We start from the raw sequence: 21,352 nt of genomic DNA, 5'->3' as shown, positions 1-21,352 counted from the left end.
GCCTCTCGGCGGCCTTGCGAAAAACAAATCCAAGTTAGACCATTTCAAATGGTTCGATGTCTGCCCGGATGCGACACTGAATGTGTCCATCCTCGCAGTATCCGGTTCTCAAGGTGCACGCCTGGCGGCTGGTCCGGTCCGACCGGGCCGCGCGGCAAGGAGATATATTGCCAGACCGCGAAGCCTTGTGGGACGTCAATTCCACTCTTCACAAGTCCTACACAACATATTGCTTTCTATAGCTAATAGAAAGACTGGTGCGGATCTTCCGCACGTATCAGATGATGACCCTTTGGTTCAGGAATATATAGAGATCGGTCACCTGTAAGTGTCTATCTACCCGCGCTTTTAGCAATGTAAACCGCGCTTCAGATAAAAAGAGGGAGCGCCGCGTACAACGCGACACTCCCCTAGCGATTCAAGAGAATCTATTAGGCCTCGAGAGCCTTCTTGGCGATGGTAGCCAGCTCGTTGAAGGACTCGATGTCCTCGTAAGCCATCTGAGCCAGGACCTTGCGGTCGAGCTCGATGCCGGCAACCTTCAGGCCGTGCATGAACTGAGAGTAAGAAATATCGTTCAGGCGAGCAGCAGCGTTGATACGAGTGATCCAGAGAGAACGAATCTCGCGCTTCTTGTTGCGGCGATCACGATACTGATACTGCAGGGAGTGCTGGACCTGCTCTTTAGCATGCTTGTAAGTACGCGAAGCGGCACCGTAGTAACCCTTCGCACGGTGCATAACGGTACGGCGCTTCTTCTTGGCGGCAACAGCGCGCTTAATACGTGCCATGTTCTATCAACTCCTAGATGGTAAAACGAAAACGGGAACGCGAACTTAGGCGAGACGCGACTTGATGACCTTGCGGTCGGCAGCGGCGATCTCGGTCTCCTGACGGAAGCCACGCTTACGCTTGGTGGACTTCTTGCTCAGGATGTGGCTCTTGAAAGCCTTGGCGCGCATAAGCTTGCCGGTACCAGTCTTGCGGAAACGCTTCTTGGTGCCGCTGTGGGACTTCATCTTAGGCATGAAATACTCCTTAATCGGTTACAGAACACTAGTTACTTGCCATCGCTTGCCGCTTTATCCTCATCGAAGGCGCCCTTAATCGGGGCGAGCAGCATAAGCATGTTACGGCCTTCCATCTTAGGCTTGGACTCGACCGTAGCGTAAGGCTTGAGATCCTCGGCGAGACGCTCGAGAACGTTAAGGCCCTGCTCCGGGTGAGCCATCTCACGGCCGCGGAACATGATGGTGATCTTAACGCGTGCGCCCTTCTTGAGGAAACGCAGAACGTGGCCCTTCTTGGTCTCGTAGTCGCCAACGTCGATCTTGGGTCGGAACTTCATTTCCTTGACCTCGACCTTGGACTGGTTCTTACGAGCAGCCTTGGCCTTCATGGCCTGCTGGTACTTGAACTTACCGTAGTCCATGACCTTGCAGACCGGCGGCTCCGCGTTGGGAGCGATCTCGACCAGGTCGAGACCCTGATCGTCGGCGACGCGCTGGGCATCGCGGATGGCGAACAGGCCGAGCTGAGAGCCATCGACGCCAATCAAACGACACGAAGATGCAGTGATCTCGTCGTTGATGCGGGTGTCATCAGACTTAGCTATTTTCCCTACCTCCATTCATAAAAAAATAACCCGGCGCTTCTCAGCAACCAGGTCGTACACATAGACCTCCTCGATTTGAGGAAGGGAATCTAAGTTGTATGACCAGTCAGCTGCTCATTGGCGCCAAAAGGTGGGAACCCTCAGGTTCCTCTTTAGGGCATTGCGGGAACAACGCCTTGCGAATAATAACACGTACAGCGCGTTATCACATTACGTACACGAAAAAGGGGCCTTGACCCCCTTGAACACTCGCTTGCATGAATGGTGCTCGAGACGAGACTCGAAGGGCCTTCGCTTCGCGAAGCCCCGGGCTTCGGGCGCGTGGCGCCCTCGCCACGCTCCGCTACAAACAGGCCACAGGCCTGTTTGCTTAACGCTTCGCGCGCTCACGCGAGTTCGGCACGAAAAAGGGGGCCGCAACCCCCTTGAACGCTCGCTTGCATGAATGGTGCCCGAGGCGAGACTCGAACTCGCACGTTGTTGCCAACGGTGGATTTTGAGTCCACTGCGTCTGCCAATTCCGCCACTCGGGCACGCAATGCGTGAGTTAGTTTATCACAGCTTTCTACCGATTAGTCCGAAAATGGAACTTCGAGCATTTCGATGAGTTCGACCGTGCGGAGCATCTCGCGCCGACGGCATCCGCGACCGTCGACCGAAGCCTCACCCATCTGGTTATCGTAAGGGTCCTCGCGCATGCCGTCGAAAGAGGGCTCAAACTCTGCCTGGAATCGATTGTTGGCCACCATACGCCACGGGTCGAGATTGCCAAAGTAGTGACGGCGGCGCCACTCCTCCCCCATCCTGCGAGCAGAAGATCCAAATGACACGTCGGCGTTGAGCCAACCGGTCTGCGGCGTATAGAACTCTGCCCAGTCGTGCGACCCCACCGAATCGGGCGCAACATACAGGCCGCTCTGCCAACGGGCAGGCACGCCCGCGATACGGCACATGGTGATAAACGTGAGCGCCATAACGCCGCAATCGCCGCGGAGCGAATGCGCGCAGTCATCGGCAATAGATCCCAAAAGCAAGTACGGCGGCTGATAGCGATAGTCGATGTACTGCGTCAGGTAATCATAGATAGCACGGGCGCGATCGAGCGGATCCTCGAGCCCGTCAATGACACGGGCTGTCAGCTGCTGTAGATACGGCGTGAATGCAATGTGCGGACGGTCCTCGGAGGTGTCCACGGGCAGTGGCGCGTCCATGCAAGGATGCACCGGAAGCGCACCCCCATAGACATCACGATAAGCGGCATCAATTTGATAGCGATAGGTCACCGAGAATGAGCGCTCACTCGAAGAAGACCACGAGGCGGTACGCGCCGAAGCATTCGCGGGGGCAACAGCACCCTCCGGCGTCATATCGAGAACCTCGATATGAGACTGTTGACGACAGGCGGCGGCAACGGGTAGCCACGCGCGAACAGTCTCTCCATCTAGAGCACCGGGGACAGACACGGACGCTTTAAGCGTAATGACGCGAGCCAATCCGTTTTGTGACTCCATCTCCTTGAGCATCTCGTTGCGCAGTGCTATTCCGTCCGTAGAATCGGGCCGCATGCCGGGAACCTCTTTGGGATATACGCGAAGCGAATCGAGGAAGTTGTCGAGAACGAACAGCTCGCCATCGATAAAGCGCCAGTCAATACGCTTACGGTCAATCAGATCGTCAAACTGCTCCTCGGTAAACTCAGGCCACTCCTCGCGAATCATCGTAATAGCCTGATCGCGCGACACCGAAAAATGAAGCGGCGTCTCGAGCATGCGATACCGCTCGGCACGAACACAAGCAGCCAGCGAAGGCTCGGGGTTCTGCTCCAAAAGGCGATCGCAGGCAGCAACAGCCTGCGTCAAATACCCGGCATCCTTAAGACGAAAAATCTCGGGCGGCAGTCCAACATCGAGATGGCGAAAGTCATCACAGCAAACATCAACAGAGCAGCCAACAGGACCCTCGTCAATAACCTTCCCATCCGAAGGCAGTACATTAATAACAGCCATACCAAAACTCCAAGTCACTAGAACGCTTGAAGTCCATTGTAGCGAGATAAAAAAGAAAGCCCCAACAAGGGAGCCATCAACACCGCTGAACGGTAACCATATAACTAAAATCAGACCAGTAACCCTGTAGCAATTTAACAAAGGAGGCCCCGTTCACCCGGAGCTTTTCCCATTGCGCGACTTCTGGCAAAGCCAGTAGCCATCTTAATTCAGACTCGTAACCCTGCGGCGTTAAACGAAGGAAGCCCCGTCCCCCGGAACTGTTTCCTTGGCGCGACTTCTGGCAAAGCCAGGTGAGCGCAAAGGAAACAGTGTAGGGGGACGGGGCTTCCGGCGGGAAGTTTAGCGACGCTTACGCCTTGTTGACGGAGCCAAACTCCTCCATGAGCTCCTTGGTGCGGGCAACGATGTTGTCGCGACCAGGCTTGAGGAGCTTGCGGGGGTCAAAGCCCTTGCCCTGCTGATCCTTGCCAGCCTCGATGTACTCGCGGACGCCCTTGGCGAAGACGAGCTGCAGGTCGGTGTTGACGTTGATCTTGGAGATGCCCAGGGAGATGGCCTTCTTGATCTGATCCTCGGGGATGCCGGTGCCACCGTGCAGAACGAGGGGCAGGTCACCGGTCTGGGCCTTAATCTCGCCCAGACGCTCGAAGGAAAGACCAGCCCAGTCGGCGGGGTACACGCCGTGGATGTTGCCGATGCCGCAGGCGAGGAAGTCGACGCCCAGGTCAGCGATCTGCTTGCACTCAGCAGGATCAGCGAGCTCGCCGCTGGAGGTCACGCCGTCCTCGGTGCCGCCGATGCCACCGACCTCGGCCTCGATGGACATGCCCTTGGAGTGGGCAAGCTCAACGAGCTCCTTGGTGCGGTCGAGGTTAAGCTGGAAGGTCTCCTCGTGAGAGCCGTCATACATGATGGACGTGAAGCCGGCCTCGATGCACTTGAAGCAGTCCTCGTAAGAACCGTGATCGAGGTGAAGGGCGACGGGAACGGTAACGCCCGTGGCCTCGACGGCAGCCTTGACCATGTCGGCGCAGACCTTGAAACCGCCCATCCACTTAGCGGCACCAGCGGTGCACTGAAGGATCAGCGGAGACTTGGCCTCCTCGGCGGCCTGGAGAATAGCCAGGGTCCACTCGAGGTTGTTGGTGTTGAAGGCACCGAGACCGTACTTGCCGGCCTCGGCCTTCTTGAGCATGTCTGCTGCGTTGACGAGCATAAAAGAAACCTCCTGTAAGGTTGCTCCGATAACGCCTGAGATTTTACCACGGCGCACCCGAGCATAAACGTTCGTTTGTTCACGAATATCGTCCAAACAGACTTTTTTGACCGTTTGCCCTACGAAATCGACCCGTTGGGGAAAAATAGCTTGACGTTTGGACGCTTCTCGTGCTTCAAAAGCCGACTATTAAGCTACATCCGCATGAAAGGGTTCTGCATGAGCTCGCGTGCCATGGTGGTCGAATCGCCATGACCGGTTAGGCAAACGGTATCGGGCGGGAGAAGCCGGGCGAGCTTGGAGAGCGAGCGCAGAATCGCCGCCTCGTCTCCTCCAGAAAGATCGGTGCGGCCGTGCCCACCCGGAAACAGGGTGTCGCCCACAAAGGCAATGTTCCCCTGCTCGGTGGCAGCAAACAAGACGATCCCGCCCGGCGTATGCCCAGGTGACTCGATCACCTGCAGGCAGATATCGCCCACCTCGATAGCATCGCCCTCGGCGAGCAGGCGCGTCGGCTCCCCGGGGTCGGGCGTCTCAATGCCCCACATAGCTCGCTGCTCCTCGATGTTCGCATGCGGCACAGCTGCGTCCTTGCCGCACAGCTCGTACAGGGTGTCAACGCCAACGGCGGCCCGAACTCCAGCGACACCGCCAACATGATCGGCATGGCCATGAGTGCATACGGCGCCAAGCACGCATACACCGGGATGCTCGGCTCGAATATGCTCCACCAAGCGCTCGCCTTCCCATGCGGGATCGATAATCACGCACTCATTGTCCGTAATAACAGCATAGCTATTGGTCTGAATGGGACCGTTTACGAGCGTCTCGATCTCGACCGATCCCTTGGGAGTTAAATCCAAGGACACAGCACTCATGCCCCTCTCCTCTCTATAGAACTCGAGGCATCAAACGATGCCTCGAGTGTAGCGAATATCGATAATGTGGCACGTTCGTCGCGACTAAACGCGGCGCTTAAGCTGGGCTCCACCCTCGCCGGGCATCAAGCGACGCGCGTCGTAGACCGAGTCAACGCTGCTGATAGAGGCCAGCAGCGGATCCAGACCACTCGCGTCCGAGATCTCGACCATAAAGCGCAGGGTTGCAATACCCTCGCGGTTGGTCGACGTGGCGGCAGAAAGGATATTGCCACCCGCATCGCCAATGGCAATGGTGACATCCTTGAGCAGGCCCATGCGGTCCAGGCACTCGACCACGATCTCGACCTGGAAGAGGGTGTCAGCAGCGCCGTCCCACTCCACGTCGATCATGCGCTCGGGATGCTCCATAAGACCCTTGACGTTGGGGCAGTTGGCGCGATGCACCGAAACGCCACGACCGCGCGTGATGAAGCCGACGATGTCGTCGCCCGTCACGGGGTTGCAGCAATGGGCCAGACGGACCAGCAGGCCGCTGTTGCTCTCGCCCTTGACGATAATGCCGTTGCTGGCGCTCTTGCCGCGCTTTTGCGGCTTGCGGTTGGAGCCGCGGGCGGGCTGCTTGACGACCTCGGCAATGGCCTCGGTCTTGGTGAGCTGCTCCTCGGGCTTGGGGTCCAAGATTTGCTCGACCTTGTTGCCCACAGCACGTGGGGCGACTTTGCCCGCACCAACGGCTGCGAACAGGTCCTCGAGCTGCTTATAGTTAAACTGCTCCGCCACGGCGTTGAGCGCACGCGTCGAACGCGGCGTAGAGATGCCATATCCGCGCTTGCGCAGGTCCTTAGCCAGGATATCGCGGCCGGCGGCAGCGTCGTCGTCCTTGGTCGCGGCGGCGAAGTAACGGCGGATCTTTGACTTGGCGGAAGGTGTCTTAACGATCTTGAGCCAATCACGCGACGGCTTGGAGCTCTTGTTGGTCAGAATCTCGACACGGTCGCCCGTCTTGATCTCGTGCGTGAGCGGGGCCACCGCACCGTTGATCTTAGCGCCTACGCAGTGGTTGCCGACCTCGGTATGAACGGCATAGGCAAAGTCGAGCGGCGTGGAGCCGGCACGAAGCGCCATGACCTCGCCCTTGGGCGTAAAGACGAAAATCTCCTGATCGAAGAGGTCGACCTTCAGCGAATGCAGGTATTCCTTGGCGTCGGTGATCTCATCAGACGCAGCCCAATCGAGCGAATGTTTGAGCCAGTTAATCTGGTCGTCCAAGCGCTGGGCATCATTGGTCTTAGACGCGGACGATCCGCCCGACTTCTTATATAGCCAGTGGGCGGCAATGCCGTACTCGGCCTGCTCATGCATCTCGTAGGTTCGAATCTGAATCTCGAGCGGACGAGCCGTGGGGCCGATAACCGTCGTGTGGAGCGACTGGTAGTTATTGACCTTGGGCATGGCGATATAGTCTTTAAAGCGACCGGGCATGGGGTGCCATAGTGTGTGCACCGCGCCGAGCGTGGAGTAGCAATCGCGCACCGAATGGGTAATAACGCGCAGCGCCACCAGATCGTAGATCTCAGAGAACTCCTTGCCCTTGCGCTTCATCTTTTGATAGATGGACCAATAGTGCTTGGAACGACCGTTGATCTGGAAGTCCTCCAGGCCAATGCGGTTGAGCTCGTCGGTGAGCGTCTTGATAGTCTCGGCCAGATAGCGCTCGCGAACCTCGCGCGACTCAGCCACCATGCGCGCAATGCGCTGGTAGGCATCGGGCTCCAAGTAGAAGAAGGACAGGTCCTCGAGCTCCCACTTAATAGAGCTCATGCCCAGACGGTCGGCCAGGGGCGCATACACGTCCATGGTCTCGCGAGCCTTAAACAGGCGACGGTCCTCACGCAGGGCTGCAAGGGTGCGCATGTTGTGCAGACGGTCGGCAAGCTTAACGATGATGACGCGGATGTCCTTGGACATGGCGAGGAACATCTTTCGCAGCGTGAGCGCCTGTTTCTCGTCCATGCTGTCGACTTCGATGTTGGTGAGCTTGGTCACGCCATCGACAAGCTCGGCCACCGTATCGCCAAACAGGCCGGAAACATCGGCAAGCGAGGTCTCGGTATCCTCGACGGTATCGTGCAGCAGCGCGGCGCACACCACATCGCAGTCCATCTTGAGATCGGCCAAAATGATGGCCACCTCGACGGGATGGTTGATGTACATCTCACCCGAGCGGCGCTTTTGGTTGCAGTGCTTCTCGGCAGCAAAGCAATAGGCCTGCTCCACCTTAGAAAAGTCGTCCTCATTCATATATTTGAGGCACAGGCGCTCCAGCTTGTCGTAGCTGTCCGCCATAATCTCGGGCGGCAGCTCATCGGCATGCTTATAGTGCTCCATCTCCGAGAACGGCTGGAGGGCGGAATCATGGGCGGTACGGGCTGCGGCATCCATCGAGGTCCCCTTCCCCTAGGCCCGCGGTACGATCGGGCGGTTAACTTTGGCTAGCATATCAGAAGCGCACGAATCGAGCGCCCAACTCCGGAAAGCCGAGAACTCCATGCGCGAACGCAAGCCCTCCAAATAGCGAATTGACCTGCTCAATTGCACACGGCCGGGGTTTTCGGCCATCGCGATGCGACGGGTGTCGTCAAACCCCGAAACGCGACAGAAGCCAAGCTCTTCGAAGATTCCCAGGCCACTTTCCACCGAGCGCTCGTCGACCGGCGTGCGGGCATCGATGGCAAGGCACATCTGCGCGATGTCGATATCGCTCGCGCTAAAGGAATCGTCCCCGGTCTTGCCGCGGTTGGAGCGCCACATGGTTTGCAGCGCGCGATAGAGCGTGACGAGCTCGTCGCGCTCGGGCGCATAGCAGTCGAGTAGGCGCTCGTTAATGCGGGCGTCGCGCGACGAATAGAGCAGGTGAATCACGGCGGGCTGTCCATCGCGACCGGCGCGGCCACTCATCTGGTTAAACTCAATCGCGCCAAACGGCATGTGATAGAGCACGACATGGCGAATATCGGGAAGGTTGACGCCCTCGCCAAAGGCAGAGGTCGAGACGATGCAGCTGAGGCTTCCGTCTCGGAATGCTTCCTCCACGCGGCGGCGATCGGAGCGCGCAAGCCCCGCGTTATAGAACGCGATATGGGTTGCGCAATCGGGCACACGCTTGCGCAACGTCTTGGCGAGCGCCACGGACTGGTCGCGCGAATTGACGTAAATGACGGTCTTCTCCCCCGTCGCCACGATCGACACCAAACGGTTCTCGCGGCTCGCAAGGTCGCGGTTGTCCTCGAGCTGCAGGTTCTCGCGCACCGTCTCGTCGACCACCGTGCGAGTGATCGGCAGCATGCGGGCAAGCTCGGCCACGACCGGAGCCGTCGCGGTGGCCGTCGCAGCCATAACAACCGGGTCGCCCAGGGCTTTGAGGATATCGGGCATGTCGAGATAGGCGCTGCGGTCGCCGCCCTTGGCAAGGCCGGCGTGGTGCGCCTCATCGATAACGACAAAGCCGATGCGGCCCGAACGCGCGAAGCGGTCACGGTGGATAGATAGGAACTCGGGCGTCGTGAGCACGATACCGGTGCGGCCCGAAGCTAGGCCGGCGAACACATCATCGCGTGCGGCCTCCACGGTCTCGCCGGTCAGCACGCCAACGCCAATGCCAAGCGCTGCCATCGTCGACGAGAGGTGATAGGCCTGGTCGGCAACAAGCGCACGCAGCGGATAGACAAAGATGCTCGCACGTCCGCGAAGGACAGCCTCGCGCGCAGCATGTACATGGAAGATGAGAGACTTGCCGCGGCCCGTTCCCATAACGGCCAAGACGCTCTGGTGGTCGGCCAAGGCATCGAGCGCCTCAACCTGCGCGCGGTGCGGCTGGTTCGATCCGATAAAGCTATGGATAAGCGAGCGCGTGAGCTCGGTATAGGAAAGCTGGGCGAGCGTCTCGCGCTTACGCGACTCCAGGCGCAGGCCGGAATCCGCCGGCTGCACGCCACGACGAAGCTCGCATGCCGGATCGTCGACGCTGGGCAGCGTGGTATCGCGGACCAGAACATCCTTGATCATGAGCTTGGGCTTCACACGCCCCTGCCAATGCTCGGCAACGGCCTCGAACACCAAGTCGACAGCGCTATCGCAGTTGATGAGCTTATCGATTTGCGGCACGCGGAACATAATGGCCGGCACACTCGCGGCGCCATCGGTCGCCACAAAGCGCATATGCTCGCCGGTTTTGCCCACCACGGCGCGGTCGCACATCGTCACGCCCTCGGCAGCCAGCAGCGGCACCTTGTTGCCCTGGCCAAACGGCTCAAGGCGGGAGATCTGCTCGATGGTCTCGATATTCAGCTCGGAAAGGTCGACGGTGGCGGCGACCTCGTCGGTGTCTTCAAAGTCCTCGGCGGGAAGCTCGGACAGCACGGCGGAAAGGCGGCGGCGGAACTCATCGAGCTTGGATGCCTCGATGGTCACACCCACCGCACCGGCATGTCCGCCGCGACGAATCAGCAGGTCGGAACAGCGCTCGACGGCGTCAAACAGGTTGACCTTGCCCACCGAGCGACCCGATCCGCGCGCAACGCCGTCCTCAATCGAGAAGAGCAGCGCCGGCACGTGATAACGGTTGGTCAGGCGGCTCGCTACGATACCCTTGACGCCCTCGTGCCAGCCCTCGCCACCCACGACGATTGCGCGACCGCCGTCATAGGTCTCCTCGACCTTTGCCATGGCGTCGCGTGTGAGCTCCGCCTCGATCTCGCGGCGCTGACGGTTGATTTCCTCGAGCTCGGCTGCCAGTGCACTTGCCTCGATAGGATCGCGGGCAAGCAGCAGGTCGAGCGCCAGCTTGGGATCAGCCATGCGGCCGGCAGCATTCAGACGAGGGATGAGCGAAAACGACAGGCCGTCGGCCGTAATGGTAGAAAGGTCGGCCTTGGCAAGTGCGGCAAGCGCGATATAGCCGGGACGGGCCGTCACGCGCATCTGTTGGATGCCCTCGGCGACCAGTGCGCGATTCTCGGGCGTGAGCGGCATCATGTCGGACACGGTGCCCAGCGCCGCGACCTCGATCAGCGAACGCCAATACGACGGCTTGCCCAAACGCTCGCCCAGGACCTGCACCAGCTTGAGCGCCACACCGGCACCGGCAAGCTCGCGCGAGGGACCCTCGTCCTCGAGCTTGGGGTCGGTCAGGGGCACGCCCTGCGGCACCTGGTCGGACGGCTCGTGATGGTCCGTGACCACCAAATCGATCCCCAGGCTCTCCAGATAGGAGACCTCCTCCTTGGCGGCAATGCCGTTATCGACGGTCACGATCAGGTTGGGTTGGGCGAGCTCGTTGACGCGGTCGAGCGCCGCACGCGACAGGCCGTAGCCCTCGTCAAAGCGATGCGGAATAAACGGCGTGACGTTGGCGCCAAACGAACGTAGCGCCTCGGTCAACAGACAAGTCGACGTAATGCCGTCGACGTCAAAATCGCCAAAGACCGCGATGTGCTCGTGGTTGCGAATAGCGCGCTCGACGCGGTCGGCAACGACCGCCATGCCCGGAATAATGAGTGGGTCGGCCCAGTCGCGATCGAGCGAAGGCGTCAAAAACAGCTGGCCTTCCTCGATGGATGTTATGCCGTGCGCAACCATAATGCGCGCCACCAGCCCGGGTATGCCCAGGCCAGCCGAAAGCTCCTTTTCGAGCTCGGGGTTTTGCTGAGCGACCGCCCAGCGATGCGTCGTCTTAAGCGATGACATAGGCGCCCACCCCCGATAGGGGCAGGTCGCCGCGATACCTCTCACGGTTCATAGCGATGAGTCCTCTGTGTATGCCCGCTTCGGCAGGCAGATCTGTTGAACGGATTTATTATACCGTGCAGAGCAGACGCAAATCGCCGCAGCACGCCGCGGTTTCGGTAAACGATGCCGGTAATAGCCCCGAAATATTCGAGCGTTTCTGACGCACGGACGCATGCGAGCGTCTAGCATATCCATTCAAAACGGGTTCACGGGCAAAGGGAGTCACAAGCGCATATGAAGCAATGGGTTGGACTGGGCAAGTTTCTCGCGGGGCACATGCAGGTCATCGTTCCGATTTGCGTGGCACTCGGCGTGCTCTTTCCCCAACAGATTGGCGTACTCAAGCCCATCGTTCCCACCTTGTTTGCCTTTATGACGTTTCAGGGTGCGCTCAGCAACACCTTTCACCAGGTAACCGAGGTGTTCCGCCGTCCGTTGCACCTAGTCTTGGCGCTGCTCGTCTCGGCGGTGCTTATTCCCATCGCGGCGTATGCCATGGGGTCACTCTTCTTTGGCTCCAACCCCAACCTTGTCTGCGGCATTGTGCTCGAATACAGCGTGCCCGTGGCCGTCACCGCTTTTATGTGGATCAGCATGTTCGGCGGCAACGGCCCGCTCGCGCTCACCATCATCCTGACGTCCTCGGTCATCTCACCTGTGACGATTCCGCTTACGCTCAAGCTCCTGCTGGGCGCCACCGTCTCGATCGACGTGCCGAGCATGATGCAGAACATGGCCTTTATGATCGCCATCCCCGCTGTGCTCGGTATTGCCATCAATGAACTCACGCGCGGCTGGGGCCACGAGAAACTCTCTCCCGTGCTCTCGCCCGCCTGCAAGTTCATGATGATGGGCGTCATCGCGTCCAACTCCACCGCTATGAGCGAGTACGTGCTGCACATAAACGCGGTGCGCCTGGAAGTCGCCCTCTTTATTTTGGTCTTCGCCATCAGCGGCTTTGTCGTCGGTTTTCTGGTCGCACGTGCGCTGCATCTGCCATATAGCGAGACGACTACCATGTGCTTTACCTGCGGCATGCGCAACATCTCTTCGGGTGCCGTCATCGCCACGCAGTACTTTCCGGGCGAGGTCGTGTTCCCCATCATGTGCGGCACGCTGTTTCAGCAGGTGCTGGCCTCGATTATCGGGCATCTCTTTGAGTGCCTAACCTGCGAGGAGCGCACCAAACAGCGCAAGCGGGTCGAAGCCGGCCGCGACGCCATGGCGCGCTAGGCTGTGCGCATTACGCGGGTGTTAGTCTTGCTATACGAGCGTTTCCAGATGCGCACGCAGACGCTCAGCATCGATATCGAGCGTCGTCTCGGCATTGACTTGGGCCAAACGATAGCCGACAAAGTAGGGCGAAACCACCCAACGCGGCAGCGCCTTGGCAATGGTCCGACCGCCCAGGTGATAGAAGAACAAGTTGTACGACTCTGCGCGACCACCGTGGTGCTCGTTTAGGATATAGCGCAGAGCTACCTGGATCGCATCGGCAAAGAGATCCGCCTCGGCTTGGTCTCGTGCGTCATCGCTGGCGGCGATTCCCTGCGGGGCTGAAACGTTGATCTCAAAGAACCCCATGATCGGTTCGGCTGAGATATTGACCGAGATTCTCCCCTGTTGCCAGACATTGATGCCTTCGAAATTGGCGGAAGCCAGCGAAGCATAGCCGTCTTCCTGCTCCAAACCCACAATCTGCATGTGCGGATGGACCAGACTGCCGCCCGAAAGTGGGCCCTTGTTCTTGTACATGAGAACGCTGCGATACTGTCGGGAGTCAATCATCCGCTGCCAGCAATCCAGGGCAAACCGCATAACATGATGCAGCTCGTCCGGCGCATAGGTCACCAGGTCGGCGTCGTGGTCGGACGACTCAATCAATACGGTCTGGCGAGTGGCCCGCAAGGTCTTAAACTTATTCTCGAGCCAGATGCAGCCACCGTCGCGCCGGATGATATTGGCGAGTTCCTCGGTATCGCAAAAGGGGCACGCGGTGCCGGGACGACGGTTGTCGTCGGGCTTACCGTTCGCCTGCTGAACGTCAAATACCAGCGCCACGGGTTATACCTCCAGCGGCACGATCTTGGTGCCATGGAGTTCGGAGACGCCCAGTGCCGCCGCCACGGTATCGCGATTGGCCGTGGAAATGCCGCCACCGGGAAGAATGGTCAGGCGGTCGCCCGCATACTCGATTAAACGAGCCAGGTGATCGAAATTATCCTCGATCGACGTACCGGCCGCGCCGCCATGCGTGAGGATGCGCGTAACGCCGCAGTCGGCAAGTGTATCAATCGCATCGAGCTGAGCCTCGGGCGAAAGCTGGTCAAATGCCATGTGGAAGGTGATGTCAAGGGACTCGCGCTTGCACTCCTCGGTCGCGCAGCCCGTAGCCATCACGAGGGCGCCGAGGGTGAGCTCGTCGAGCGCCCAGCCGCCGGCACAGGGCTTGCAGCAGCCAAAGACCAGGCCGTCAACGCCGGCGCTCACGGCAAGACCCAAGTCCATCTCCATCATGCGCAGCTCGTCCTGGTTGTAGTGAAAGTCACCGCCACGCGGGCGAATCATGCACATCACTCGCGCGTCATGCTCGTGAGCATAGCTGACCGTAGTGCTGATAACGCCGGCCGAGGGCGTGGTACCACCGACGGCAAGGTTGTCGCACAACTCGATGCGCTTAGCACCGGCATCGATAGCCGCCGGCACACGCTCAAAGTTCTCGGCACAAAACTCGTACAGCATAGATAGCCCCCAGGAGACATTTCGATTTTCACACGGCATTGTCGCACGTTAAATAGCAACCCGCACGATGGAACAAAACCTTGACAAGGAGTGTCCCAAAGTGCCGGCACATAAGGAACGTCCCCAGGTGCCACCTTGAGCGATGGGTACTCATTTAAGTACGTCCCCAATGAGTACCCGCAGGGGACAGACAGACCGGACTCCCTATACGACAACTGTTGACATCATATACTATGTGTCATATAGTAGGTGTTACACAGTATACTACGAAAGGAGGTGTGCGGATGGAGGCACAGATGAAGCGCGGCTTCCTCGAGGCCTGCGTGCTCGCGGCCGTCTCGGGCGAGGAATCCTACGGCTATCAGATCGTGAAGGACGTGCCCGCGAGTATGGGGCTCACGGAATCCACGCTCTATCCGTTGCTCAAGCGCCTGGAGAAGGCGGGCTGCATCACCGCGCGCTCCGCCGAGCACAACGGGCGGCTGCGGAGGTACTACCGCATCACGGACGCCGGGCGCGAGCGTATCGCCGAGTTCCTCGCCGAATGGCCATCCGTGCAGGAGATCTACCGTTACGTGGAGGGGGCGCACCATGACGCGCGATGAGTTCTTGAACCGGCTGGGCGAGCTTCTGGCCTGCCTGCCGGCAGATCAGGTAAAGGAAACGCAGGAGTTCTACGCGGAGGCCATCGCCGACCGTATGGAGGACGGCATGACGGAGGCCGAGGCTGTGGCCGCCATGGGCACGCCCGGTGAGGTCGCCGAGGCAACGCTCGACGAACTGCCCGCCGTGCCGCGCGCGATCGCGAGGACCAAGCGCAAGAGCACGGCACTTCTATGGGCGCTCGCCATCGTGGGCTCTCCGGTATGGATTCCGCTGCTGCTCGCGTTCGTCGCCGTTGCCGCTGCAGTCTACATCTGTATTTGGGTTCTTGCGCTCTGCGTGTGGATCGTGGCCGCGGCATTCGGGGGCGCGGGCCTGGTAGGGCTCCTGTTCGCCGTGGACGGCATCATTATCGGGCATGTTCCGTACGTTTTGGCCTCGATGGGAATGGGATTCGCTTCCATCGGTGTGGCGCTCCTCACGGGAGCCGGCGCCTGGACGGCGTCCAAGCAGATCGCGCGCCTCTCTGCCCTTTGGGCGAAGAAAGCCGTTTCGCCCTTCTGGAAAGATCGAGGCAATAAGAGCCGCATGGGCGCCGAAGCGGCGCCGCTCACGGCATAGGAAGGAGTGCAAACATGTCCAGCGTAAAAAGGATTTACCTTGCCGTAGCGGGTGGGCTTGTTGCCACGGGGCTCGTCCTGGCTGCTATCGGATTTGTGGCCTCCGGCTTTAACCTCGCTGTGCTCAACACGCAGATCGACCTGCGCGATGACACCATCATTCTGGGTGGTGTTGAAATAGACGACCCGACAGGGCTTCCACTCATCGAGCAGCTTGCCGAGGTCGGCGAGATCCATATTGGATCTGCAACGACTGGTTCGTCTTCTCCTCGCAAATGATCGAGCTCGTAGCAGCCGTCCCCCCCTTCGGGCGCACCACGACGGGCATGAGCACGCCGCGCTCGGAGCCTTTTTGCGAGACCTTCCGTCACGCTCTTCCTGCGTGGTGAACCGGTCATCGACCGACGAGAGGCTGATGGGAATCTCTCGACTTCGGGCCAATCCCGCTCACCGATCTGGTCTTCCTTCGTGATGCGCACATAAGCGAGCAGACACCGCGCAGAGCTTCAGCGCGGCCGCACTTCCACGTCTATGACGGAGGTGCCCGGCGGCGTCTTGGCGATCCCCTTGTTTGCAGGCGTTAGCGCGTGGGGATCGCCCACTCGGGGGTCGAGGTCGCCGAGGACGGCGGCGAACCTCGCGGTGTCATTCGACATCGCGAGGTTCCCGGACCATGACCACCTGGCCTCGTACCGCGGCATAGCCCCAAGGGTGAGGAGCTTCGGCACGTCGATCAGGGCGCCCGCGCAGCGTCGGCCGGTCCGCCGTTCGGCAGAACGGCGGAAGTCCCTAGCCGCCCAGGTAAGCCTTGCGGACGTTGTCGTCGTGCAGGAGCTCTTGGCCGGTGCCGGTCATGGTGATCTTGCCGGTCTCGAGCACGTAGCCGCGCGTGGCGATTGAAAGCGCCATCTGGGCGTTCTGCTCGACCAGAAGCACCGTGGTACCGGCCTTGTGCAGGTCCTCGACAATCTGGAAGATCTGCTCAATCAGAATCGGCGCCAGACCCATGGAAGGCTCATCGAGCATGAGCAGCTTGGGGTTGCTCATAAGGGCGCGCCCCATAACGAGCATCTGCTGTTCGCCGCCCGAAAGGGTGCCGGCGACCTGGCGACGGCGCTCCTTAAGGCGCGGGAACTGCTCGTAGACGCGCTCAAGGCCCGGAGCCACCGTGGACTTGGGCTGCGTGTAGGCGCCCATCTCCAGGTTCTCCTCGACCGTCATCTGCAAAAAGGCGCGACGGCCCTCGGGAACCTGGGCCAGGCCCTTGCCCACCAGTTTATCGGCAGGCGTATGGGTAATGTCCTCGCCCATAAACTTGATGGAGCCGGTCTTGGAACGCAGCAGGCCCGAGATGGTTTTAAGCGTCGTGGACTTACCGGCGCCGTTCGCGCCGATCAGGGCCACGATCTCGCCCTCGTTGACGTTAAAGGAGATGTCCTTGATGGCGTGGATAGCGCCGTACCAGACGTTGATGTTGTAGACGGAAAGCATCGGCTCTGCCATTTAGTTCTCCCCCTTATCCTGCTTGCCCAGATATGCCTCAATTACGGCATCGTTGTTCTGGATCTCCTCGGCCGTGCCCTTGGCGATGACCTTACCAAAGTTGAGCACGCAGATGCCCTCGCAGATGTTCATGACGAGCGACATATCATGCTCGATAAGCATAATGGCGATGCCAAAGGTGTCGCGGATCTTGACGATGTTCTCCATGAGCTCCGCAGTCTCGGACGGGTTCATGCCGGCGGCAGGCTCGTCGAGCAGCAGCAGTTTGGGGTTGGTGGCAAGCGCGCGGACGATCTCCAGACGACGCTGGGCGCCGTAAGGCAGCGAGCCGGCCTGCTCGTTTGCCAGGTGCTCCATATCAAAAATGGACAGCAGCTCCATGGCGCGCTCGTGGGCGGCCTTCTCGTGCTTCCAATACGTCGGCAGGCGCAGCACGCCCTCAAAGCCGGAGTAGCGCTCCTGGTTGTGCAGACCGACCTTGACGTTGTCCTCCACCGTCATGGTGTTGAACAGGCGAATGTTCTGGAAGGTACGGGCAATACCCATGCGGTTGACCTGATAGACCGACTTGCCCGAGGTGTCCTCACCGTCGAGCAGGATGGTACCGTGCGTGGGCTGGTACACCTTGGTGAGCAGGTTGAAGACCGTGGTCTTACCGGCACCGTTGGGACCGATCAGACCGGCGATCTCGGTCTTACCGATGGTCAGGCTAAAGTCGTCGACTGCCTTAAGGCCGCCAAATTCAATGCCCAAGTGGATGCACTCGAGCGCCGGGCGCTGGCCCAGGTCGCGGTCGGGAACGATGGCGCCAGAAGGATACGGGACCATCTTGCCCTTGTTGAACTCAAATTTACTGGGCATCGGCTGCCACCTCCTTCTTGGAAGCAAAGCGGTCCTTAATGCGTGCGAAGAACGCCTTGAGCTGCGGGTTGTTGGTAAAGATCATGACCAGGATCAGCACGATGGCGTAGATGAGCATGCGGTAGTCCGAGAACTGACGGAGCAGCTCGGGAAGCACCGTGAGCAACGCCGCCGCGATGACGGAGCCGCGCATATTGCCCAGACCGCCCAGGACCACGAATACCAGGATGAGGATGGACGTGTTGAAGTCGAACTTGGTGGCGGAGAGCTGCGAGAAGTTACCGCCGAAGAGGGCTCCGGCAGCACCGGCGAGAGCGGCGGAAACCACGAAGGCGATCATGCGGTACTGGGTGACGGAGATACCCACGGACTCGGCAGCGATCTTGTTGTCGCGCACGGCCATAATGGCACGGCCGGTACGGCTGCGGACCAGGTTGAGTACAATCACGAGCGCGACCATGACCAGGATGGCGCCGGCAAGGAAAGTCGAATAGGTCGACACGCCCGATGCGCCCTGCGCGCCCTTGATGATGGCGGTGCCGTCCTCGAGCAGGTGCAGGTCGTCGATCGTGGAGTTACCCGTGATGTTAAAGATCACATGCAGGCCGCGGGAGTCGACGCCCACAATGAGGCAGGTGACGATCTCTTTGATGATCTCGCCAAAAGCCAGGGTCACGATGGCCAGATAGTCGCCGCTCAGGCGCAGGACCGGGATGCCGATCAAGAAGCCCAGGATGGCGGCAGCGATGGCGCCGACCACGATACTGATGATAAGGCGCACCGGATCGGAGGGAACGGCGCTCTCCAGCGCGACCGCGGTAACGATTCCCGTATAGGCACCGACACTCATAAAGCCCGCGTGGCCCAGCGACAAGTCGCCCGCGATGCCGACGACGAGGTTAAGGGAGATGGCCATGACGATATAGGCCGTGATGGGAACCAGCTGACCGGCGATCATGCGCGGAATCATGTGGTTGGACTGCATAAAGAACACGATGGCGAACGCCACAAGGCACATGGCGTACGTAACAAAGTCGTGACGCGTCTGCTTGTCTTTAAGAAACTTCATAACGCTCACCTACACCTTCTCGGGGACGTACTTGCCCAAGAGGCCGGCAGGCTTGACGAGCAGGACGATGATCAGAACACCAAAGACGATGGAGTTGGCAAGGCTCGTGGAAATGTAGGCCTGCGCCATCGCCTCGATGATGCCGATGAGAATGCCACCGACAAAGGCGCCGGGGATGGAGCCGATACCGCCGAAGACGGCGGCGTCGAAGGCCTTGATGCCAGGCATGGCACCCGTCGTGGGCTGCAGCACCGGCGAGTAGGAGCACAGCAGCACACCGGCGATGGCGGCAAGGGCAGAGCCGATGGCAAACGTCATCGAGATGGTGCGGTTGACGTTGATGCCCATGAGCTGAGCGGCGGCCTTGTCCTCGGACACGGCGCGCATGGCTTTGCCCATCTTGGTCTTACCTGTAAAGAACATCAGGCCGGCCATGATAACCAGACAGGCGACGATGGTGACGAGCGATACGGCGCTCACGTTGAACTTGGCCAAGAACTCCGGCACCGGGAAGGTGACGAGCGAAGTGAAGTTCTTGGGCGTGGCGCCCCACAGAAGCTGCGCGGCATTCTGCAGGAAGTAGGACACGCCGATGGCCGTGATCAAAACGGCCAGCGGGCCTGCTTGGCGCAGCGGCTTATAGGCCAGACCCTCAATGAGAACACCGAGAACCGTGCAGGCCACGCAAGAGAGAATTACAGATGCCCAGCCCGGGAGGCCGAGATACGACGTGGCGCAGAACGAGACATAGGCACCGACCATGATGACGTCGCCGTGAGCGAAGTTCAGCATCTTGGCGATACCGTAGACCATGGTGTAGCCCAACGCGATGATGGCGTAGACGCTGCCCATGGACAGGCCGTTGACCAGGTATTGGATAAAGACCGTCATGTTCCACATCCCCCTTTCGAATAGGTTTCCAGTTGATGTATGAAACAGGGACGTTACACTGTCCCTAGATACCAAGCAAGCAGGGAAGGCCAAAACCTCCCCTGCTTGGGATCAAAACCGCTCTATGTAAGGCGGTCTATTAGGCCTGTACGTACTTGCCATCGGTGATAACGTACGCCGTGGGGTCCTTCTGGACCTGACCCTTATCGTTCCAGGTGAGCTTGCCGGTCAGACCGTCAACGGTAATCTTGAGCATAGCCTTGGGCAGCTTCTCGGCGACCTCGGTCGGGTCGGCGTCGACACCAAGACCGGCCTCCTTGAGGGCCTCGGCCACCGCGTGCACGCCATCGTAGGCGTCGGCGGCAAACTGGTCGGGGGTATCGCCGTACTTATCCTTGTAAGCGTTGACGAAGTCGGCGTTCTTCTCGTCGTCGGCGGAGAACGGGGTCATGAGCAGCAGACCCTCGGCAAGAGAAGTGTCGAAGCCCTCAACGCCCAGGATGCCGTCCATGCCGTCGCAGCCCATCATCTTGACGTCGTAGCCCATGTCCTTGGCGTTCTTGAGCAGGACCGAGGCAGGCGTGTAGTAGATTGGCGCAAAGATCATGGTGGCGCCGGCCTGCTTGGCCTTGGTCAGCTGGTTGGTAAAGCTCGTGGCGGAGTCGTCCTTAAAGGTCTCCTCGTCGACAATCTCGAGCTTGGACTCAGCGGCCTGGGCCTTAAAGGCATCCGCGACACCCGAAGAATAAGCGTCGCCGGAGTTATAGAACAGCACGAACTTCTCGTCCGCATACTTCTGCGCCAGGAACTTGGCAGCGTTGACGCCCTGGTTGGGGTCGGTGAAGCAAACCTGGAAGACGCAATCCTTGCCGTCGGTGACGTCCTCGGAGGACGCGGACGGGGTGATCATGAACGTCTTGGGGTCGTTGCCGCACTCTGCGGCAACGGCAACCGACGCACCCGTGGTGGTCGGGCCGACAAGGGCCTGCATGCCCCAGTCGAGCAGGGTATTAAAGGCGTTGACGGCCTTCTCGCCGTCGGCCTGGTCGTCCTCGGCCTTGCTGGCAAGCGGCAGCTCCTTGGTGGAGAAGTCCTTGCAGCCAAGCTCGACGCCCTGGGTAACGGACTTGCCGTAGGACGCGGCGGCACCGGTCAGCGGGCCGATGGTGCCGATCTTAAACGAAGCGTCGCCCGAAGCGGAACCGCTGTCGCCGCCGTTGGAGGAGCAGCCAGCTAGAATGGACATCGCCCCCAGACCTGCTGCGCTCGCGATAACGCTCCTGCGATTCATAACAGGGTTCAATGACTTACCGGTGAGGCTCGACATGCGGCTCTCCTCTCAAATCTCGTCGGGTTTTGGTTACCCGACAGGCCATCCTTCGCCGTGTTCGGCGTTCGCAAAATAGTAGACGCTTTAGTTGAGAAAAGTGGCGATTATTTCAACTTTTCTTTTGTTTTGTCCGTTTATCCATAGTTATGCGTATTTCTATTGGTTTATGCAGTTTAGACACTTTATTGTGTAAAAGTAATGTTTCCATTCTGTTACAAGCGTCCC

At 59.7% G+C, this 21,352-nt stretch carries 21 protein-coding genes and 1 tRNA gene; 6 read left to right on the top strand and 16 right to left on the bottom strand.

What is annotated here, in order from left to right; translation table 11 throughout:
* Positions 1–328: hypothetical protein (locus ACESSC_RS05450; RefSeq protein ID WP_373161711.1), on the top strand; the 328-nt coding region annotated here is incomplete at its 5' end.
* Positions 329–431: 103 nt separating this feature from the next.
* Here the strand turns inward: ACESSC_RS05450 and rplT are convergent.
* From rplT to recJ, 9 genes are all read right to left on the bottom strand, one after another.
* Positions 432–791 (bottom strand): 50S ribosomal protein L20, encoded by a 360-nt coding sequence (gene rplT, locus ACESSC_RS05445; protein WP_006234421.1) that lies wholly within the window; start codon positions 789–791, stop codon positions 432–434.
* A gap of 45 nt (positions 792–836) precedes the next feature.
* Positions 837–1,028 (bottom strand): 50S ribosomal protein L35, encoded by a 192-nt coding sequence (gene rpmI / locus ACESSC_RS05440; RefSeq protein WP_006234422.1) that lies wholly within the window; start codon positions 1,026–1,028, stop codon positions 837–839.
* A 32-nt stretch (positions 1,029–1,060) separates the two neighbouring features.
* Positions 1,061–1,630: a translation initiation factor IF-3 gene (infC, locus tag ACESSC_RS05435; RefSeq protein ID WP_373161708.1), complete on the bottom strand. Its 570-nt coding sequence runs from the start codon at positions 1,628–1,630 to the stop codon at positions 1,061–1,063.
* Positions 1,631–2,061: 431 nt separating this feature from the next.
* Positions 2,062–2,148, bottom strand: a tRNA-Leu gene (locus ACESSC_RS05430).
* Between the two features lie 39 nt (positions 2,149–2,187).
* A complete protein-coding gene (locus ACESSC_RS05425; RefSeq protein WP_373161706.1) occupies positions 2,188–3,621 on the bottom strand; it encodes a transglutaminase-like domain-containing protein in 1,434 nt (477 codons plus the stop codon).
* A 352-nt stretch (positions 3,622–3,973) separates the two neighbouring features.
* A complete protein-coding gene (fba, locus tag ACESSC_RS05420) occupies positions 3,974–4,840 on the bottom strand; it encodes a class II fructose-1,6-bisphosphate aldolase (RefSeq protein ID WP_035137086.1) in 867 nt (288 codons plus the stop codon).
* 194 nt (positions 4,841–5,034) lie between these two features.
* The gene (locus tag ACESSC_RS05415; RefSeq protein WP_373161704.1) at positions 5,035–5,718 is read right to left on the bottom strand and encodes an MBL fold metallo-hydrolase; all 684 of its coding nucleotides are present in this window, start codon (positions 5,716–5,718) and stop codon (positions 5,035–5,037) included.
* Between the two features lie 84 nt (positions 5,719–5,802).
* Positions 5,803–8,163: a RelA/SpoT family protein gene (locus ACESSC_RS05410; protein ID WP_373161700.1), complete on the bottom strand. Its 2,361-nt coding sequence runs from the start codon at positions 8,161–8,163 to the stop codon at positions 5,803–5,805.
* A gap of 15 nt (positions 8,164–8,178) precedes the next feature.
* Positions 8,179–11,466, bottom strand: a complete 3,288-nt coding sequence (gene recJ, locus ACESSC_RS05405) for a single-stranded-DNA-specific exonuclease RecJ (RefSeq protein WP_373161699.1) — start codon at positions 11,464–11,466, stop codon at positions 8,179–8,181.
* Between the two features lie 276 nt (positions 11,467–11,742).
* On the opposite strand from recJ, the gene ACESSC_RS05400 reads away from it, so the two are divergent.
* Positions 11,743–12,741 (top strand): bile acid:sodium symporter family protein, encoded by a 999-nt coding sequence (locus ACESSC_RS05400; RefSeq protein WP_373161697.1) that lies wholly within the window; start codon positions 11,743–11,745, stop codon positions 12,739–12,741.
* A 30-nt stretch (positions 12,742–12,771) separates the two neighbouring features.
* Here the strand turns inward: ACESSC_RS05400 and ACESSC_RS05395 are convergent, their stop codons facing one another.
* The gene (locus tag ACESSC_RS05395; protein ID WP_117736940.1) at positions 12,772–13,569 is read right to left on the bottom strand and encodes a DUF4931 domain-containing protein; all 798 of its coding nucleotides are present in this window, start codon (positions 13,567–13,569) and stop codon (positions 12,772–12,774) included.
* A 3-nt stretch (positions 13,570–13,572) separates the two neighbouring features.
* A complete protein-coding gene (locus ACESSC_RS05390) occupies positions 13,573–14,250 on the bottom strand; it encodes a copper homeostasis protein CutC (RefSeq protein ID WP_373161694.1) in 678 nt (225 codons plus the stop codon).
* Positions 14,251–14,534: 284 nt separating this feature from the next.
* Between ACESSC_RS05390 and ACESSC_RS05385 the strand changes: the two genes are divergently transcribed.
* The 4 genes from ACESSC_RS05385 (at position 14,535) to ACESSC_RS05370 (ending at position 16,373) form a co-directional block, all read left to right on the top strand.
* Entirely contained in the window at positions 14,535–14,855 is a 321-nt protein-coding gene (locus ACESSC_RS05385; protein ID WP_187362357.1) for a PadR family transcriptional regulator, read from the top strand.
* 4 nt (positions 14,856–14,859) lie between these two features.
* Positions 14,860–15,474, top strand: coding sequence for a DUF1700 domain-containing protein (locus ACESSC_RS05380; RefSeq protein ID WP_373161692.1), 615 nt, complete (start codon positions 14,860–14,862; stop codon positions 15,472–15,474).
* A gap of 14 nt (positions 15,475–15,488) precedes the next feature.
* Complete coding sequence (locus tag ACESSC_RS05375; RefSeq protein WP_089573305.1) at positions 15,489–15,752, top strand: hypothetical protein; 264 nt, start codon at positions 15,489–15,491, stop codon at positions 15,750–15,752.
* Positions 15,753–16,004: 252 nt separating this feature from the next.
* Positions 16,005–16,373 carry a transposase gene (locus ACESSC_RS05370; RefSeq protein WP_373161691.1) on the top strand — a complete coding sequence of 123 codons (369 nt, stop codon included), beginning with the start codon at positions 16,005–16,007 and terminating at the stop codon, positions 16,371–16,373.
* Here ACESSC_RS05370 and ACESSC_RS05365 read toward each other — a convergent pair.
* The 5 genes from ACESSC_RS05365 to ACESSC_RS05345 form a co-directional block, all read right to left on the bottom strand.
* Complete coding sequence (locus tag ACESSC_RS05365) at positions 16,263–16,976, bottom strand: ABC transporter ATP-binding protein (protein ID WP_199407859.1); 714 nt, start codon at positions 16,974–16,976, stop codon at positions 16,263–16,265. The genes ACESSC_RS05370 and ACESSC_RS05365 overlap by 111 nt on opposite strands.
* Complete coding sequence (locus tag ACESSC_RS05360) at positions 16,977–17,837, bottom strand: ABC transporter ATP-binding protein (protein ID WP_089573307.1); 861 nt, start codon at positions 17,835–17,837, stop codon at positions 16,977–16,979.
* Positions 17,827–18,906 (bottom strand): branched-chain amino acid ABC transporter permease, encoded by a 1,080-nt coding sequence (locus ACESSC_RS05355; RefSeq protein WP_118328781.1) that lies wholly within the window; start codon positions 18,904–18,906, stop codon positions 17,827–17,829. The genes ACESSC_RS05360 and ACESSC_RS05355 overlap by 11 nt, the downstream gene beginning before the upstream one ends.
* 9 nt (positions 18,907–18,915) lie before the next feature.
* Positions 18,916–19,797 carry a branched-chain amino acid ABC transporter permease gene (locus ACESSC_RS05350; protein WP_117757685.1) on the bottom strand — a complete coding sequence of 294 codons (882 nt, stop codon included), beginning with the start codon at positions 19,795–19,797 and terminating at the stop codon, positions 18,916–18,918.
* Positions 19,798–19,936: 139 nt separating this feature from the next.
* Positions 19,937–21,124 (bottom strand): ABC transporter substrate-binding protein, encoded by a 1,188-nt coding sequence (locus tag ACESSC_RS05345; protein ID WP_118328782.1) that lies wholly within the window; start codon positions 21,122–21,124, stop codon positions 19,937–19,939.
* Between the last annotated feature and the right edge of the window lie 228 nt (positions 21,125–21,352).

The organism is Collinsella aerofaciens (assembly GCF_964243765.1).
GTDB classification, from domain to species: Bacteria; Actinomycetota; Coriobacteriia; order Coriobacteriales; family Coriobacteriaceae; genus Collinsella; species Collinsella aerofaciens_BU.
Note: the sequence above shows the minus strand (reverse complement) of the source record. Positions and strands in the feature narration are given on the sequence as shown.